This window comes from Leptolyngbya cf. ectocarpi LEGE 11479 (assembly GCF_015207065.1).
GTDB classification, from domain to species: domain Bacteria; phylum Cyanobacteriota; class Cyanobacteriia; order Phormidesmidales; family Phormidesmidaceae; genus Leptothoe; species Leptothoe ectocarpi.
Map to the genome: position 1 here is coordinate 20428 of NZ_JADEXP010000021.1, position 15737 is coordinate 36164.

Annotated in this window: 16 protein-coding genes and 1 pseudogene; 7 read left to right on the forward strand and 10 right to left on the reverse strand. The window is 49.7% G+C overall.

Annotated elements, in window-relative coordinates:
- Window positions 1-9 precede the first annotated feature (9 nt).
- Window positions 10-723 carry a queuosine precursor transporter gene (locus tag IQ260_RS04320; protein ID WP_228015537.1) on the reverse strand — a complete coding sequence of 238 codons (714 nt, stop codon included), beginning with the start codon at window positions 721-723 and terminating at the stop codon, window positions 10-12.
- A gap of 156 nt (window positions 724-879) precedes the next feature.
- On the opposite strand from IQ260_RS04320, the gene IQ260_RS04325 reads away from it, so the two are divergent.
- Genes IQ260_RS04325 through IQ260_RS04335 form a run of 3 tightly spaced genes read left to right on the forward strand, consistent with a single transcriptional unit; the run spans window position 880 to window position 2847 of the window.
- On the forward strand, window positions 880-1062 hold the full coding sequence (locus tag IQ260_RS04325) for a hypothetical protein (protein ID WP_193991206.1): 183 nt from the start codon (window positions 880-882) through the stop codon (window positions 1060-1062).
- A 6-nt stretch (window positions 1063-1068) separates the two neighbouring features.
- Window positions 1069-1905 (forward strand): class I SAM-dependent methyltransferase, encoded by an 837-nt coding sequence (locus IQ260_RS04330; protein ID WP_193991208.1) that lies wholly within the window; start codon window positions 1069-1071, stop codon window positions 1903-1905.
- Window positions 1906-1956: 51 nt separating this feature from the next.
- On the forward strand, window positions 1957-2847 hold the full coding sequence (locus tag IQ260_RS04335; RefSeq protein ID WP_193991210.1) for an AEC family transporter: 891 nt from the start codon (window positions 1957-1959) through the stop codon (window positions 2845-2847).
- Here the strand turns inward: IQ260_RS04335 and IQ260_RS04340 are convergent.
- The 6 genes and pseudogenes from IQ260_RS04340 to IQ260_RS04365 form a co-directional block, all read right to left on the reverse strand.
- Window positions 2833-3903, reverse strand: coding sequence for a bifunctional riboflavin kinase/FAD synthetase (locus IQ260_RS04340; protein WP_193991212.1), 1071 nt, complete (start codon window positions 3901-3903; stop codon window positions 2833-2835). The genes IQ260_RS04335 and IQ260_RS04340 overlap by 15 nt on opposite strands.
- 70 nt (window positions 3904-3973) lie before the next feature.
- Window positions 3974-4129 (reverse strand): hypothetical protein, encoded by a 156-nt coding sequence (locus IQ260_RS04345; RefSeq protein ID WP_193991214.1) that lies wholly within the window; start codon window positions 4127-4129, stop codon window positions 3974-3976.
- Between the two features lie 76 nt (window positions 4130-4205).
- On the reverse strand, window positions 4206-4607 hold the full coding sequence (locus IQ260_RS04350; protein WP_193991216.1) for a fasciclin domain-containing protein: 402 nt from the start codon (window positions 4605-4607) through the stop codon (window positions 4206-4208).
- A gap of 91 nt (window positions 4608-4698) precedes the next feature.
- Window positions 4699-5907 (reverse strand): annotated as a pseudogene (locus IQ260_RS04355) (CO2 hydration protein); the annotation flags it as partial.
- Between the two features lie 131 nt (window positions 5908-6038).
- Window positions 6039-7541 carry an NADH-quinone oxidoreductase subunit M gene (locus tag IQ260_RS04360; RefSeq protein ID WP_193991218.1) on the reverse strand — a complete coding sequence of 501 codons (1503 nt, stop codon included), beginning with the start codon at window positions 7539-7541 and terminating at the stop codon, window positions 6039-6041.
- Between the two features lie 55 nt (window positions 7542-7596).
- On the reverse strand, window positions 7597-9441 hold the full coding sequence (locus IQ260_RS04365; protein ID WP_193991220.1) for an NAD(P)H-quinone oxidoreductase subunit F: 1845 nt from the start codon (window positions 9439-9441) through the stop codon (window positions 7597-7599).
- On the opposite strand from IQ260_RS04365, the gene IQ260_RS04370 reads away from it, so the two are divergent.
- Entirely contained in the window at window positions 9366-9563 is a 198-nt protein-coding gene (locus IQ260_RS04370) for a hypothetical protein (RefSeq protein WP_193991238.1), read from the forward strand. The genes IQ260_RS04365 and IQ260_RS04370 overlap by 76 nt on opposite strands.
- 156 nt (window positions 9564-9719) lie before the next feature.
- On the opposite strand, the gene IQ260_RS04375 is transcribed toward IQ260_RS04370, so the two are convergent.
- Window positions 9720-10499 (reverse strand): PD-(D/E)XK nuclease family protein, encoded by a 780-nt coding sequence (locus IQ260_RS04375; protein WP_193991222.1) that lies wholly within the window; start codon window positions 10497-10499, stop codon window positions 9720-9722.
- Window positions 10499-11086: a PAP/fibrillin family protein gene (locus IQ260_RS04380; RefSeq protein ID WP_193991224.1), complete on the reverse strand. Its 588-nt coding sequence runs from the start codon at window positions 11084-11086 to the stop codon at window positions 10499-10501. Before IQ260_RS04380 ends, IQ260_RS04375 begins: the two co-directional genes overlap by 1 nt.
- Before the next feature lie 336 nt (window positions 11087-11422).
- On the opposite strand from IQ260_RS04380, the gene IQ260_RS04385 reads away from it, so the two are divergent.
- From IQ260_RS04385 to IQ260_RS04395, 3 genes are all read left to right on the forward strand, one after another.
- On the forward strand, window positions 11423-11674 hold the full coding sequence (locus tag IQ260_RS04385) for a DUF3134 domain-containing protein (RefSeq protein WP_193991226.1): 252 nt from the start codon (window positions 11423-11425) through the stop codon (window positions 11672-11674).
- A 268-nt stretch (window positions 11675-11942) separates the two neighbouring features.
- On the forward strand, window positions 11943-12974 hold the full coding sequence (gene mraY, locus IQ260_RS04390) for a phospho-N-acetylmuramoyl-pentapeptide-transferase (protein ID WP_228015539.1): 1032 nt from the start codon (window positions 11943-11945) through the stop codon (window positions 12972-12974).
- A gap of 203 nt (window positions 12975-13177) precedes the next feature.
- Window positions 13178-14527: an FAD-binding oxidoreductase gene (locus IQ260_RS04395; RefSeq protein WP_193991230.1), complete on the forward strand. Its 1350-nt coding sequence runs from the start codon at window positions 13178-13180 to the stop codon at window positions 14525-14527.
- Between the two features lie 4 nt (window positions 14528-14531).
- On the opposite strand, the gene IQ260_RS04400 is transcribed toward IQ260_RS04395, so the two are convergent.
- Window positions 14532-15737: hybrid sensor histidine kinase/response regulator (locus IQ260_RS04400; protein ID WP_193991232.1), on the reverse strand; the 1206-nt coding region annotated here is incomplete at its 5' end.

Below are 15737 nucleotides of genomic sequence, written 5' to 3' on the forward strand. Positions count from 1 at the left end.
GTTGTCCCCCTACCGGGATGCAGGATGTGACAACAGATGAAAGGGATTAAAGTTAGTGGAGCGATCATAAAAGTCCTCGTTTTCTTGACGCTTAAGCCAGCTGGTTAGCCAGTAGGTAATGGGTGTGAAGAGGATTTCTACCCCGCACTTAAAGATATAGTTGGACACAATTAGGGTGACCATCAGGCCAGGGGGGAAAAGGCCCCAGAATGCGATCGCAATAAACAATCCCGTATCCAACACCTGACCCACCAGCGTAGACGAGATTGTCCGCATCCAAAGTTTTTGTCCTTGGGTTACGACCTTGAGCTTGGCTAAGATAAACGAGTTAGAGAACGACCCGACAACATAGGCAATTAGACTTGCCATGACAATCCGTGGCGTCAGTCCCAGGATTTGGTCATAGGCCTCCTGGTACGTCCATTCGGGAGCTGCAGGCAGACCGCCCACCACCATAAATGTAACTGCCATCACCAAGGCCGCCACAAAACCTGTCCAGATCACCTTACGCGAGCGGGCATAGCCATAGACTTCGGTGAGCACATCCCCAAAAATATAGCTGAGGGGAAATAGGAGCGTGCCGCCATCAAAGGTAAAAAAGCCAAAATCTACAATTTTTGTCGATGCCACATTGGAAATCAGCAGCACCGTTACAAAGAGCGCCGTGATTGTGTCCAGGTGTCTAAAGCCTCGCATAGGAGACGGATTAGCAGGTTTTGTCATGGTTGTCGTTGCTGAATTGGGGGATAAACCGATCTGATCGGTATAATGCGCTGCTAGCCAATGGTTGGGAGATAAAATGATACCGGAGATCAGCAACGCCTTAAAATACTAAGCGATACTATGGATCTATGACCAGCGTGACTTAGCAATACCATCATGCCTGCAATTATTTGGGAAAAGCTCGACTGCAAACAGCAACCGGTGGGTGGATTAGGTCTCTGGCGCACCAAAGTCCCAGGGGGCTGGCTAGTGGCCAGTCGCTGTGGCGGTGGCGAAGGCAGCGGCATTACTTTTTATCCCGATCCCAAACACGAATGGGATGGGGGCTCTCTGCCATAGTTCACCATGGATTACCACCAGCTCAAACAAGCTATAGATGGATATGCCAGCCGCGAATTGACCCAGCGAAAAGTATGGTATTCCAGCGCGGCGGATGCCTACAATCAGGTCAGACCGAGCTATCCGACAGCGTTGGTAGCACGGGTGATGGAGGTTGCTCAGCTATCGACCTCATCATCCATCCTAGAAGTAGGCTGTGGTCCTGGCACCGCAACAGTTTCATTTGCCCCCCTGGTCAGTTCCATGGTGTGCGTGGAGCCCAACTCTGATTTTACTCGTCTTGCTCAACAAAACTGTCAGGCCTATCCCAGTGTGACAGTTCACAATACATCCTTTGAAGAATGGCCAGTAGCGACAGCCCGATTCGATGCTGTACTAGCAGCTACCTCATTTCATTGGATCCCGGCAGCGGTAAGCTATCCCAAAGCAGCTCAGGCCTTGAAAGACCAGGGAAGATTAATTCTTTTATGGAATAACGAACTACGACCCAGCTATGAGATCTACCAACGTTTCGCCCCGATATATCAGCGCCATGCTCCGTCTCTAGCACGCTATGAGGACAAGCGTACGCAAGAAAAGATTTTGCAAAATTTAGGCGACATCATGGTCGAATCGGGTCACTTTAGCAATATGGTCAGCGGTCACATGACGTCTAACGTTACCTACACAAGCCTAGAATATCTCTCCCTATTGACCACCTACTCACCCTACTTAGAGCTTGAATCTCCTGTCAGACAGGCTTTATTAGCTGATCTTAAAACTCTCATCGATCAGGAGTTTGCTGGCAAGCTAGAACTTTCGTATATCTCAGCTTTTCACATTGCTCAAAAAGCAGAGAGTTAGTGTGAGCCAAGAAATCATTGTTTATCTCTCAACGCGGGTCTGTGCATACACATGGGAATTTTGATTTCGGCTGTCCTGCCCATTGCACTGGTGGCCCTGGTGGGTGTTTGGGTGGGGCGCATGTTTACGCTGGAGCGACAGACCCTCGCTCGACTCAGCATTTATGCCCTGGTGCCCGCTTTGGTGCTCCATAGCTTGGCGAAAACAACGTTGGAGTTGGGGAATGCGATCGCAATTCTCACGGCCTTTATTCTCCACATCGCCCTCCTTTATGGCCTAGTCATTATCCTGGGCAAACTGCTAAAGTTCTCATCCGATGCAAAAAAGAGCTTAATCGCCACAACAATTTTTGCCAACGTGGGCAATATGGGGCTGCCGTTTGTTCTATTTTCCCTGGGGGAAGCGGGTTTAGAACGGGCAATTGTTTATCTAGTTGGCACTAGCTTGATGACCGTTAGTATCTTTCCCATTGTGCTTAAAGGGGAAGGGGTGCTCAAGGGGTTACGCTACACGGCCTGTCTGCCAGTTTTGTGGGCTGCGATCGCAGGCATACTGCTCCAGGGTACAGGCACCGTTCTCCCCTTGCCCATTGACCGGGGTGTTACCCTGCTCAGCGAGGGGGCCATCCCCGTGGCCCTACTCATGCTCGGGATTCAGCTATCGGAAACCCCGTTTGTTTTTGGCCGTTATGAACTGATGGGAGCCGGTCTGCGGCTAATTGTGTCACCGCTGCTGGCGTTTAATATTGCGAACCTGGTTGGTCTGACCGGCATAGACCGCCAGGTTGTTGTTCTACAATCAGCCATGCCAGTGGCTGTAAACTCCTTGATCTGGGTAACGGAGCTGGGGGGGGACACGGTACGAGTCGCTAGAACTATTGTGGTATCGACGTTGTTAAGTCTAGGCACCCTGCCCATTGTGCTATGGCTAAGTGGCCGCTGAAGCATAGCCTCCAGAAGCACAGCCTTCAAACATGGCTCGCGCAGTTTTGCAGTCGTGGGCAATCTGTTCTTTGAGAGCATCCAAAGAGTCAAATTTCTGTTCTGGACGGATAAAACTCTCTAAGCTGACGGTCAGAGTCTCACCGTATAGATCATTAGTCCAATCAAACAGATGGACTTCGACACTCAAATCCTGACCGGCAACGGTGGGTCGATTACCAATATTCATCACACCCAGGACAGGTTTCTGCTCGGGTAGAATGCCAAAGGCTTTGACACTATAGACACCCTGGCGGGGAATAAACTTATCGCTGGGCAGTTTTAGATTGGCTGTGGGGAACCCAATGGTGCGCCCCAGCTGTTTGCCTGGGATGACTACGCCGGTCAAGGTATAGGGCCGTCCCAGTAGCTGGTTTGCCCGCGCTAGCTCACCATCGGTCAGGGCCTGACGAATACGGGAACTGCTGATGCGACCTTCGATATCGTTGCGCAGGGGGACGACGGTGACAGGAATGTTGTGGCGAGCTGCGATCGCACTTAGCAACTCAGCATTCCCTCCACGTCCCTTACCAAAATGAAAATCACTCCCCACGCTAATGTGCGTCGCCTGCAAATCATGAATTAAAACCCGTTCTACAAACGTAGTCGCATCCAAGTTAGCCATCTCTGCATTAAACGGCAGCAGCACCAGCTGATTTACCCCAAGGCAAGCCAGCTGACGACTCTTTTCCTCTAGCGGCGTTAGCAGGGGGCGTGCCTGGCCCGAGAAAAATTCTTTGGGGTGGGGAAAAAAGGTTACCACCGAGGCCCATTCTGTCAGTTCTGGCGACGGCGGTGGCTCTAGTAGCGAGCAGTTAGCCCCAGGCAAATGGCTGTAGCCAGAGGCTGCCGACGCCTGCAGACACATATCCTCAGCCAGCACTAGAGATGGCAGACCACCCTTGTGAGTCAAGACAGGCTCAATCACATGCTGGTGGCCAAGGTGCACACCATCAAAGTTACCAAGCGCGATTTTAGTCGGCTTTTTCGCCGATGTAGGAGATGAAGTAATCCACACGAGTTACATTCTGACATGAAACCTCGAGCGATGCTCACGGATTCGAGCAGGATGCCTCCCATTCAGGTACCTACTGGACCGGTTCCACGGGCTCGGTCATCGCCTGGACAAAATCACTATAGGGGCTGATCATTTCTACTTTGGCCACGTCCACAATTGTGATGCCTGCGATCGCAACCGCCATCATCCAGCAAAACGGATCCAATTCAGTCAAAATCTTACGCATAGTCGATCATCTCCTGAAAAAATTTACGTCTTGAGCGGCGTGTGTCTACAGTAGTGCCCCCACCTAACAGGGCTCCCTATCCCATCAAAATCACCGTATCAATCACATGGATAATGCCGTTGCTAGCCTCAATATCGGCAGCAATAACAGTCGCATTTTTCACTTCAAACGGACTGTGGCTACGAATGGGAATCGGTGAGCCTTCCACCGATGTCAGTTCAGAACATTGGTCTATCTGCGCCTGGTCCCAACGACCAGAAACCACGTGGTAGCAAAGAATACGCCCTAGCTGAGGCGGATTCTGCACAAGATTATTGACCGTATTGGGCGGTAGTTTAGCAAAGGCATCATCGTTAGGCGCGAACACCGTAAAAGGTCCCTCACCTTGAAGGGTTTCCACCAAACCAGCCGCCTGCACAGCAGCCACTAAGGTTTCAAAGCCTGGTGTACTAACGGCAATATCGACAATCGTAGGCATGGTTAGAAAAGATTAGGGGCAATAGATTTCATCGTGCTTACCAAAATTGTAGAGTCGTTTCATGGAACGGCTCTATACAACGGCGCATCTCCTATCGATAATCCGCAGTTTGAATATCCCGTAGCCGGGCTTCTGAGCGCGTCAATCGATCCATCTGGGCTTCAAAAAAGCGGCGGTTGGCCATCAAGTGCTCTGGATTGGAATCATCGAGCGGATATAAAAGCGCGGCCCTCAGGGCTTGAATCACCGCCGAGGTAACGTTGTACATCGAGCGCTGAAACGTAATCCCCAGCTGAATGAGCTGGTCATCTTCACCACGACATCGCTGCTTGTAAAATTCCTGTAGGTAAGGCGGTAAAAAGTGCAGCATGTCCTGCATCAGCAGCGTCGGTGGAATACCGGCACTCCCTACCGGAAAGACATCCGCGTAGAGAATCCCATAGTGAAAGTCTGTCTGCTCGCTGGGGACCTGATGCAGCTGGGCATCATAGGACTTGGTGCCTCGAAAAGGTGCAGTCCGGTAAAAAACGGCTTCTACGTAGGGTAATGCCGCTTCATATAGCCAGGTGAAACCAGCTGATTTGGGAATCACCTCAAAGCATTCGTCCCCGACATAGACATGGTGATAAATAGGACGTCCCGCGACCGCAAAGATACCATTCACTAAAAAGTCCATGGCATCCGGTACGCCCTTGAAGCCTCCCTCATCGTAGATATCTGACATCTCGAAGAAAACAGGGGCCATGACCTCCCAAAAGAGACCCAGATTAGCGTAGTACGACATTTGCCGTACCTGTTCTAAAAACATGTCAGGAAAAATTTTGTAAAGGGCCAGCATAGCCGGATTGCCTTTGAAATAGGCTTTAATCGCTCGATCTGCCTCGGCCTTATAGGCATCACAGTAAAGGTACTCATTAAACCTGGGGTTCAGGTCTTCATGCCAAAACATGGCCTGCATACAGGCTTCTGCAAACTCCATGTTGATGCGATCATGATTCCAATGATGCAGCAGTCGCGGCCACCGATGGCCCCCTTCTCCCTTTTCCATAAACTCTAGGAGTTCAGGATGCGCTTCTCCGACACCTCGCCAAATCCGCAGAGGAGACTGGTCGCCAGAATAGGTGTTCTGACGATCTAGATACTCCTGAGAAATAAAATATTTGAAAAACGGCAGCGGCTGTAGAAATACCCGTTCACCGATGTACAACAGATCGCGCCAATAAAAATCCATTGGCACGGCATAGGCTTTATAAATGCCGATGATCTGCATCAGGTTTTCTGGCGTATCTGGCAGCATTGACCCACCGGCTTCTCACCGATGAATAATATCGGCATGAACATGGGTAGAAGGGGGAAGCGTTACCGTAGTGTTCACCATAGTTGTTTAAGGGGACAATCAAAAATCGCAGTAAACCGTCAGTCAAACCCTACTCACTCAAGCGTGCTAGTAAATTCGACCGAGATATCAGCCGAGATATCAGTCGCACTAGAGACTACAGCTACCGGTATCACTTCTGTGGGTTCAGTCCAGCGCATTAACCAGTTTGGCTGCACACCCAGAACGATAATCAAAACGGCTAATATCAGAGCTGGAGTTTTCTCACTTAAGGAGACTTTTGGAAAGTAGGCTCGCTGGTTATCTAGTCGACCAAAGCAAGTGCGATTGAGCAGAATAACAAAGTAAACCGCTGTCAAACCAATACCCACAATGCCTACCAGGGTCTGTACTGGAAAAACACGATAGCTGCCTAGAAACAGAGCAAACTCAGCTGCAAAGTTGACCAGCCCTGGAATACCGGCACTGGCCATGGCTCCCAGCAAAAGTGTTGCGCTGGTAAATGGCAGACCTCGAACAGGATTCATTAACCCATTTAGCTGGTCTAAATCGCGACTGCCCACCTTTGTTTCAATCACCCCAATCAGGTGAAACAAAATTGCTAGGACTAAACCGTGGGCGATCATTTGAGCAATACAGCCAGATATGCTGAGACTGGTCGCAGCCGAAATCCCTAGCAGAATATAGCCCATGTGACTCACAGAACTGTAGGCCACCATGCGTTTTACATCTTTTTGAACAATGGCTAAAAATGCACAGTAGATGATCGTGATAGCGGCCCAACCGGCAATCCAAGGCGAGATCGCAGCCCAACCCTCTGGCAGCAAACTCAACCCAAATCGCAGCAGACCATAGGTTCCCAGCTTTGCGAGTACGCCACCCAGCATAATGGCTACGGGGGTAGCAGCAGCAACATAGGTATCGGGCAGCCAGGTATGCAATGGCACCATGGGCATCTTGATACCAAAGCCAATGGCTAGCGGAATCAACAGCAAGGTTTGTAGTCTGACCGGCAGATTAGCCGCTGCTAGAGCCTCATAGCTAAAGCTATCGGCATTTCCCAACCACAGTAGGCCAAATCCACTGACTAGAACAAAGGCCCCCGAAAGGGCGGTATAGATCAAAAATTTGGTGGCAGCATAGTTACGTTTTTCTCCACCCCAAATGCTGATCAGCAAATAAAGAGGAATGAGAGAGGCTTCGTAAAATAAAAAGAACAGTAAAAAGTTCTTGGCTAGAAATGTGCCAGAAATAATGCTGCTGGTGATCAGCATCAGACTATAGAACAGTTTAGGACGCTTGATGTCTGCCCTAGCGCTGTAGATAGCAATCCAGGTAAGTAATGTGTTGAGGCTTACCATGAGCAAACTTAGACCATCCAGCCCCAGGTCGTAGTTCAGGCCAATGACAGGTAGCCAGGGCAGGGTCGTTACCATTTGAAACTGACTGATACCCAAATCAAACTGACTAAACAGCATCAGGGTCCATAGCAACATGGCTCCCGAAATCACCAGTGCCACCAGCTTGGTTCTGGCTGGTGGAGTAATGATTAGAAGCAGGGCACCTAAGAGAGGAAACCCAATCAGTATGCTCAACATTGTGGTTCTAGGGAGAAAAAACGGCTAACAGATGCTAAGAAACGCGATCGCAAATCTATCCTAAGCTGGGGAGAAATCTCCAACTCATAAATAAGCCCAACAGGACAACACAAGTAGCAATGGTGAGAATATAGATCTGAGAGCGGCCAGGGTTGACATATTTCAATGTTTCTCCACTGAGTAGAGAGGCGGCACCAACAAAGTTCACAAAGCCATCAATCACATAGCGCTCTATCCAGTTAAATAGGCCAGCAGCAAGGGCAACCGGTAAAATTACAGCGTTTTTATAAAGTCCGGGTGTGTAAAAATCGTCGGACAAAAAGTCAACCACCTGGCGAGGCATATACTCAACCGGTTGCTTCTCACGGGGCATGCCATATAAGACAATCCCCAACCCTAACCCCAAACCGCTCGACCATATGAGCAACAGCCCAGTATCGCCAATGGCCGTTTGCAAAATGGGCAGTAGTTTAAGAGACTGCAGCATTATTGGCAGATGAATGGTGAGCGCTGCCATGGCCACCATCGGAATCACAACCAACCAGATGGGTTCAGGGGCACGAACGCTCATCATCTTGGGCTGACCGACAAACATCAAACAAAACATGCGCACGAGGCTAAATGTGCACAGGCCATTGATAATCAGCACAATAACAAAGGGTAGAATCTGTTTGTCGTACCATAAACCGGTTTCGAGAAAGCGCATGGCCCAAAATCCGCCAAAGGGCGGTACAGCCACTAAACCTAAGGCACCGAGTACAAACGAGATCGCCGTTACCGGGCGGCGAGACCATAGCCCTCCCAGCTGGGTAACATCCTGGGTGACACAGGTCAGCACGATAGAGCCAGTGCTGGCAATTAGGGTAGCAAGTGCGATCGCAACGGCCATCAACAAAAAGTAAGCCACTCCCACCTGAGACGTACCCACCGCTATCAAGACTAAGCCCATAAAGGCACTGGTCAAATAGGAAAGAATCCGCTTTCCATCGATTTGAGCGATGGAAATCAAGGCCGCACCAATGGCCGTAATCGTACCAATAGCAACGGCTACACCATCTACTACCGGGGACAGGGCAAACACAGGTGTGAGCTTGATCAACACCCAGGCCCCCACCGGAATCACCACAGAATTACGCAAAATTGTTGTCGGCAGCGGCCCTTCCATGGCCGAGTCAAGCCAAAGGTGCAGTGGAAACTGAGCACACTTACTAATCGGCCCTGCCAGCAGTGCCAACCCAAACAATGTCGCCGTCGTGCCACTCACGGCTGTGTCAGAGGCCCATTGCGCTAACTCTGAATAGCTCCATGTACCCGCTAACGGGTACAGCGCAATTACCCCCATCAAGAGAACTAAATCGCCAGTGCGCTTTGTCAAAAATGCATCCCTAGCTCCGGTGACAACCCGTGGCTGATTAAACCAGAAACCAACAATCAAGTAGGTTCCCAGGGTTAAAATCTCCAGCATCATGTAGCTAAAGAACAAAGAGTCACAGATTAATAGAGCCGTCATACCAGCCTCAAACAAGGCTAGTAGACTATACAAACGCGCCCAGCCCCAGTCCATTTGAAGATAGCCAATGGCATAGACCTGGACTAGAAAATTAAGTGCTGTTAGAAAAACAACCGCAGCTAGATTTAATGTAGATAGCTCGAATGGCAGGCTAATACTGAGATCGGCCACCTGCATCCATTCAATGGACCAGCGCAACGGCGGCTGCCCCCAAACTGCCTGTAAACATAGCACCGCATGAACCAGGGCAATCACCGTGGTAAGCAGGTTAAGATACCCTGCAGGCCGCGGTCCCGTACGGCGGACAGACATCCATGGTATCGTCAGCAGAATTCCAATTAACGGGTAAAACGGAAGCAACCATCCCGCTTGCAAGACAATCTCAGCCATGGGACAACTTCACAACAGAACAATATGTAGGTAACAACGAGGGCAGCCATCAGGCAGCAGCAGTGGCAGCCAGATTAGCGCCTTATATGATCAAAGCATCTTTGCGTCCACACTTTAAGTAAATGTCAGTAGGCAACAACTCAATTGCTAACGCCTAGGACAATTTAGTTAAATCTATTAATAGTCTTAGCTTAATAGACTATCCCCTAAAAAACTAGCGATTTAATAGAGTATTTTTAATGCAACTATTCAAATAAATTTATCTATATCAATGATGCTTAGGGCAATGATATTTCTTCGATGGCATCTAAATCAATCGAGAGATCCGGGCGCTCTAATCGTTGACAGCGGAGCTGAAATGGACAGCGCTCACAACGATCTAAATTAGCGGTTTGAGGAAACTCACTACGCTGGCGCAAGCACGATAGTTGGTCAGTCAAGCGCATAAGATCAGCACGCGTTTGCTCATGTTGCTGCAGACTGTAGGCAAACCGATAGTCGCTGGGGGGCAGATCGTTGCCTTGCTGATCTTGATGGCGGACAAACCAATAGGCCATGGTGAGCTGGTCAGGGGCCAAATGACTGGTCTCTGCCAGCACATATAAATAGAGGCGGGTTTGCCAATCATTGGCCAGGGACTGCTTAAGCGGAGGCTTGAGATAGGTCTTCCAATCTACAATCAAGCCCGCATCCGCGCTCAAAATCACCAGGTCATAAATTACCGTAAACAGATATCCATTAAAGGCCAGGGTGCGTTGATGCTCGCTTTGGCGCAGCCGCTCATGAGGCCCGGCCTCAAACAAATGGGGAGCCTGCTGCCGCAGAGCGTTTACCTTGGCGGTCATATCGCCGCTGGCGGTCGCCATCACATCAATGGGGATACCCAGCGCCTGTTGCTGCATCAGTAGGTGAAACTGACTTCCCCACAGGGCGGCCTCTTGTCCCGTCGGTTTTGGTGGTACGGCCAAGGCTTGGTCAAAGATGTACTGAAACCGGCGCGGACAGGTTTCAAGCAAGGTGAGATGGGCCTGGGACAGGGAGAGCATGGGCCACACCATTACACCTTCCTCAGAACAAATACGCTACCTTGATTGCCTCGCCCAATGCGCATGGTGTCATCTAAATAGGTAATCTCCAGCCAGCCAGGGTCACGGTCTGAACTAATGGTAAAGTCGATGCCCTTGAGCAGATTAAACTGGGCTTGCTGCTGCATGGCGTCAATAAACTGACTGGGGTTTTGGTACCCCAGGGTGGATTGCAAGCCAAAGATAGCGCGGTCAAATCGAACATTAACTCGCTGCTGCGAAACGGCTTCAAACGTAGCGGTGACCGAGACTAATCCGCCGATAACGGATTTGATTTCCGCCAGGTTATAGATGCGCTGCTGCTCAATGCGGACACATTGATAGATACTTCCCAGCGCTAAGAGTGGAAACCGGTCGATGCCTAGCAGCTCGTCACTGGTGGTGTAGAGCAGCTGCCAATTGCCGTTAAGCAACTCAGCTGCAGCTAGGGGGTTAGGCGTGGGGTTACGCCCCTCAAGTTGGGTAATTTTAGAAAGGATGTCTGTTTTTTGCTCAGGGGTGATCAGTAGCCCACGGTTGGTGGGTGCGATCGCGTCTAACAAGTCAGTTTTTTCAAGCATGGGTATGGATATTGGCAGATGTGGTTGCAGCGAACAGAGCCCAAACCCAATAGTGCCTATTTCAAGAACGCACAAATTATTGTGATCAAGGGCTTGACATCAGCATACTTTCATACTTTATTAGCAGGGCATGGTAAAAAATGCTTAACATCCAGCCTCAGGCCATCAGTATTCGTGATGAGTTCTGAAGTCTTGTATATTTTGATGCAGAGTTCCTTACTCTGTATGTAGGAAAGAGTAGATAGCTTGTTTTCATCAGGACACCTGTTGTCAGCTAGGTATCTGCTTGAGTAGGTGCCGTTGTTCACCTAAGTCCCGTCTCAACCACAAACGCGTATGACTAAGTACAATCCCTCCGTACGACAGATTCCTCGTGAACAGCACGCCGCCATCATTCCTGAGCGCGGTGATTCATCCATTTTGCGTTGGCTAGAACGGTCGGGACGCCTGATTCCTCGGGAGCCTGTAGAACCAGCCCCCGACGAAGCCGATAGCGAAGAAATCTCAGATCTAATGGGTAATGAGGATGCTAGCTTCGATGATACGGATGATAGCGACGACGATGACAGCGACGACGCTGCCACCTAGATCATTGTTTCGTAGCCGGTATAGTTGAGCTTAAGTTTTTATACTTACGAATTTTGTAGCCTAAGTTCCTAGACTTTCAGCAGAATTCACTAGAGAATCTAGGCAGTGAGGTTTTTGTTTTAGTTCTCCTTATCTACAGACGATTCTGTACGGAAAGCAGAGCTAGACACTTGAAGTGTGTGGTGTGTGAAGGACGTGAGTTGTGGATGCTAAATTCTTTACCTCTAGGGCAACAGCCCTAACAGGTACGGGCCTTTCGGTACTTTTAATGGGTACCTTGTCATGTTTAGCAGCTGGTTTAGATATGTGGGTAGGTCGTGACTGGTTGACCCAGTCCAACCTATTAATGCCATTTCTACTATCAGCTGTGGGGTCAGCGTTGCTGGGCTATGTTGTAGTGCCTGCATTAAAGCGGCTCAAAGCAGGACAGTTTATTCGAGAAGAAGGCCCCCAGGCCCATTTGAAAAAGGCTGGAACTCCCACCATGGGAGGTATCTTTTTTGTTCCAGTGGCTTTATTTGTGGCCATACTTGCCTCGGGAGGTGCAGCGAATACCCTAGCGGTCTGTGCCTTGACTCTGGCCTATGGTTTTATTGGCTGGATTGACGACTGGCAGGTGCTCAAGCGCCGCTCTAATAAGGGTATTTCCCCCAGGATGAAGCTGGCGCTCCAGATTGGCTTTGCCATTGTCTTCTGTGCTTGGGCCATGGCTAGCCAGCCCGCTGACATTACCGAACTTGCTCTCCCCTTTGGAATTTTTCTGCCCCTGGGATTGCTGTTCTGGCCCCTGGCTGGATTTACGATGGTGGCTGAGAGCAATGCGACTAATCTCACCGATGGTGTAGATGGGTTGATGGGGGGTACAGGCGCGATCGCACTCCTCGGCTTTGGCGCTTTAATCGCACCGGACTATCCGGAGTTAATGGTTTTCTGTGCTGCCATGAGCGGCGCTTGTGTCGGTTTTCTCAACCATAATCGCAACCCCGCGCGGGTATTTATGGGAGATACGGGTTCCCTCGCCCTAGGTGGTGCATTAGCAGCGGTCGGCATCCTCAGCGGTCATCTGTTTGCCCTGTTTATCATTACGCTACTGTTTGTCGCTGAAACCCTGTCTGTGATTATGCAGGTAAGCTACTACAAGGCGACCAAAGGTCCGGATGGTAAAGGCAAGCGTTTATTTAAGATGGCACCTTTACATCATCATTTTGAGCTATCCGGCTGGTCTGAAATTCAGGTGGTTAGCGTGTTTTATCTGATCGCCGGGTTACTGTCATGTACGGCATTAACAACATTGCACTAACCTGTTGACCTAAGGCTGTTGACCTAAGGCTGTTGACCTAAGACTTGGGCTCGTAAGGCATTACATTCATACAGCGTTTGAAACAGCGGCGTTTGCGTCGCTGTTTTATTTTGTCCGGCCAAAAATGAGCGTCGACATCTACCTTGATCCACCCAGGAATTCTTGTCACACTACTTCTAGCTTCCCTGTCCCTAAGTCATGCTATGTCCTCACCCATCCTGCCCCTCCTCAATAATCTTGACCTGGTCCAAGACCCCAACCAAGTTGCCAAGCTCTCCAAAGACTACTATTACTTCAGCCCTGTCCTTAAAGCCAAGCTAGAGGACAAAGTTGCTGACCTGGTGGTCAGACCAACTACAGAAGCGGAAATACTCCAGGTTGCCAAGGCCTGTGTTGTCACCAAGACCCCGCTAACCGTTAGGGGAGCCGGCACCGGCAACTATGGCCAGTGCATTCCCCTGGCGGGTGGATTGATTATGGACCTGAGCAACCTTAACCAGGTGAAGTGGGTCAAGCCGGGGCAAGCCTGTGTAGAAGCCGGGGCAAGGCTAGCCGCCATTGATAAAGTGACTCGCCAGCAGGGGTGGGAAATTCGCATGGCGCCCTCCACCTATCGCACTGCCACCATTGGCGGATTTATTGGGGGCGGTAGCGGTGGCATTGGCTCAATCACCTATGGTCAGCTGGCCGATCGCGGTAACCTCAGCGCGGTGCGAGTCGTCACCATGGAAGACGAACCCCGCATTCTAGAGCTACGTGGCGATGAGGTGCAGAAAGTAAATCACGCCTATGGCACCAACGGCATCATTACCGAGTTAGAAATTCCCCTGGGACCTGCCTACCCGTGGGCCGAGGCCATTGTCACCTTTGACGACTTTATGGAGGCGAGCCGCTTTGGCTATACCCTGGGCGAAGCCGACGGCATTATTAAAAAGCTGATCAGTATTCATGCCTGGCCTATTCCCAGCTATTTTGGTGCTCTGCAGGCCTCGTTACCGGAGGGCAAGACGGCTGTGCTGGTGATGATTGCAGAGTCATCCTTAGAGTCATTTGGTGAGCTGATCAAAGAATTTGGCGGTACAGTTACGTATCAAAAAACAGCTGAAGAGGCCAAAAAAGGAGCGGCCCTGGCCGAGTTTACTTGGAACCACACCACCTTGCATGCCAGAAATGTGGACCCCAGCCTGACGTATTTACAAACCCTATTTCCCTACGATACAGACCTCAAACTCGTTGAGCACCTGTATCAGCACTTTGGCGATGAGGTGCTCATGCACTTGGAGTTTTTTCGGGTACATGGGCAGGTCTGTCCAGCCGCGCTCCAGCTGGTGCGCTATACCACCGAGGATCGGCTCAATGAGATTATCCGCTACCACGAGACCCAGGGGGCCTTTATTGCCAACCCCCACACCTACATTTTGGAAGACGGTGGCCGTAAGGAGATCAATCAAACCCAGGTTAACTTTAAGGCCCAGGTAGATCCCTATGGACTGCTCAACCCTGGCAAGATGCGTGGCTGGCTGGAGCGATCAGCAACGCCTTTTTTGAGATGAGGGCTTAGGAAATGGGAATTTCAATAAAAAACTGAGTGCCTGGCTGGTTTAAATTAGGCTCGCACCAGAGTTTTCCCTTATGGGTTTCGGTGATAATTCTGTAGCTAATTGAAAGTCCCATTCCCGTTCCCTTGCCCACTGTTTTAGTCGTAAAGAAGGGGTTAAAAATTTGCGATCGCAGATTCTCAGGAATACCCAACCCATTATCCATAATCTGAATCATCAATCGATCATTCTGAATTGCTGTTGAAATCTTGATGATGCTGGGGTCCTCTACAACTTCTGCCACTGTACGATTAGCGTCACGCTCATTGATGGCCTCAATGGCATTACTCAACAAATTCATAAAAACCTGATTAAGCTGCCCCACATAGCATTCAACCAGAGGCAGTGCCCCATAGTCTTTCGCAATTTGGATATCAGGATAGCTATTGCTGCGATGTAAATTGCTTTGCAAGATAGTCAGCGTACTATCAATCCCCTCATGGATATCAGCCTGCTTAACCTCCGCCTCATGGTGCCGTGAGAAGTTTCGCAGAGAGAGCACAATGTCACAGATACGGCTAGTACCAAGGCTCATAGAGTTTAGAATTCTCACCAAATCACCTTCTAGATAGTCGAGATCAATCTCTCCTATCCTGTCTGCGATTTCTTTAGGAGGATTGGGGAAGTGCTGCTTATAAAGTGCAATTACCCCCAATAAATCCTCTACATAGCGCTCGGCATGCTGCAGATTAGCATGAATAAAATTGACTGGATTATTGATTTCGTGGGCAACACCCGCAACAAGCTGCCCTAGACTCAACATTTTCTCATTATGCACTAGCTGTATTTGTGCCCTTTTGAGTTCGTCAAGTGCTCGCTGTAGTTCTCTCTCCGTTTGTTTTCTCTCAGCAATCTCATTGATAAGCTGTAGCTGTGTGTGACGGAGGGTCAAATGCACTTTAATGCGAGCCAGTACCTCATCGGGATAGATCGGCTTAGTAATATAGTCAACAGCACCTATACTCAGACCTTTAACCTTATCCACATCATCCGTCAAAGCCGTCATAAATATAACCGGAATATCTTGAGTTTTAGGATTCTGCTTTAGCTTTTCACAGACCTGAAAGCCATTCATACTTGGCATCATCACATCCAGCAAAATCAAATCCGGTACAATTTTTTCTAGTTTTCTAAAAGCACTCTCTGCACTTTTTGCAACTGAAAC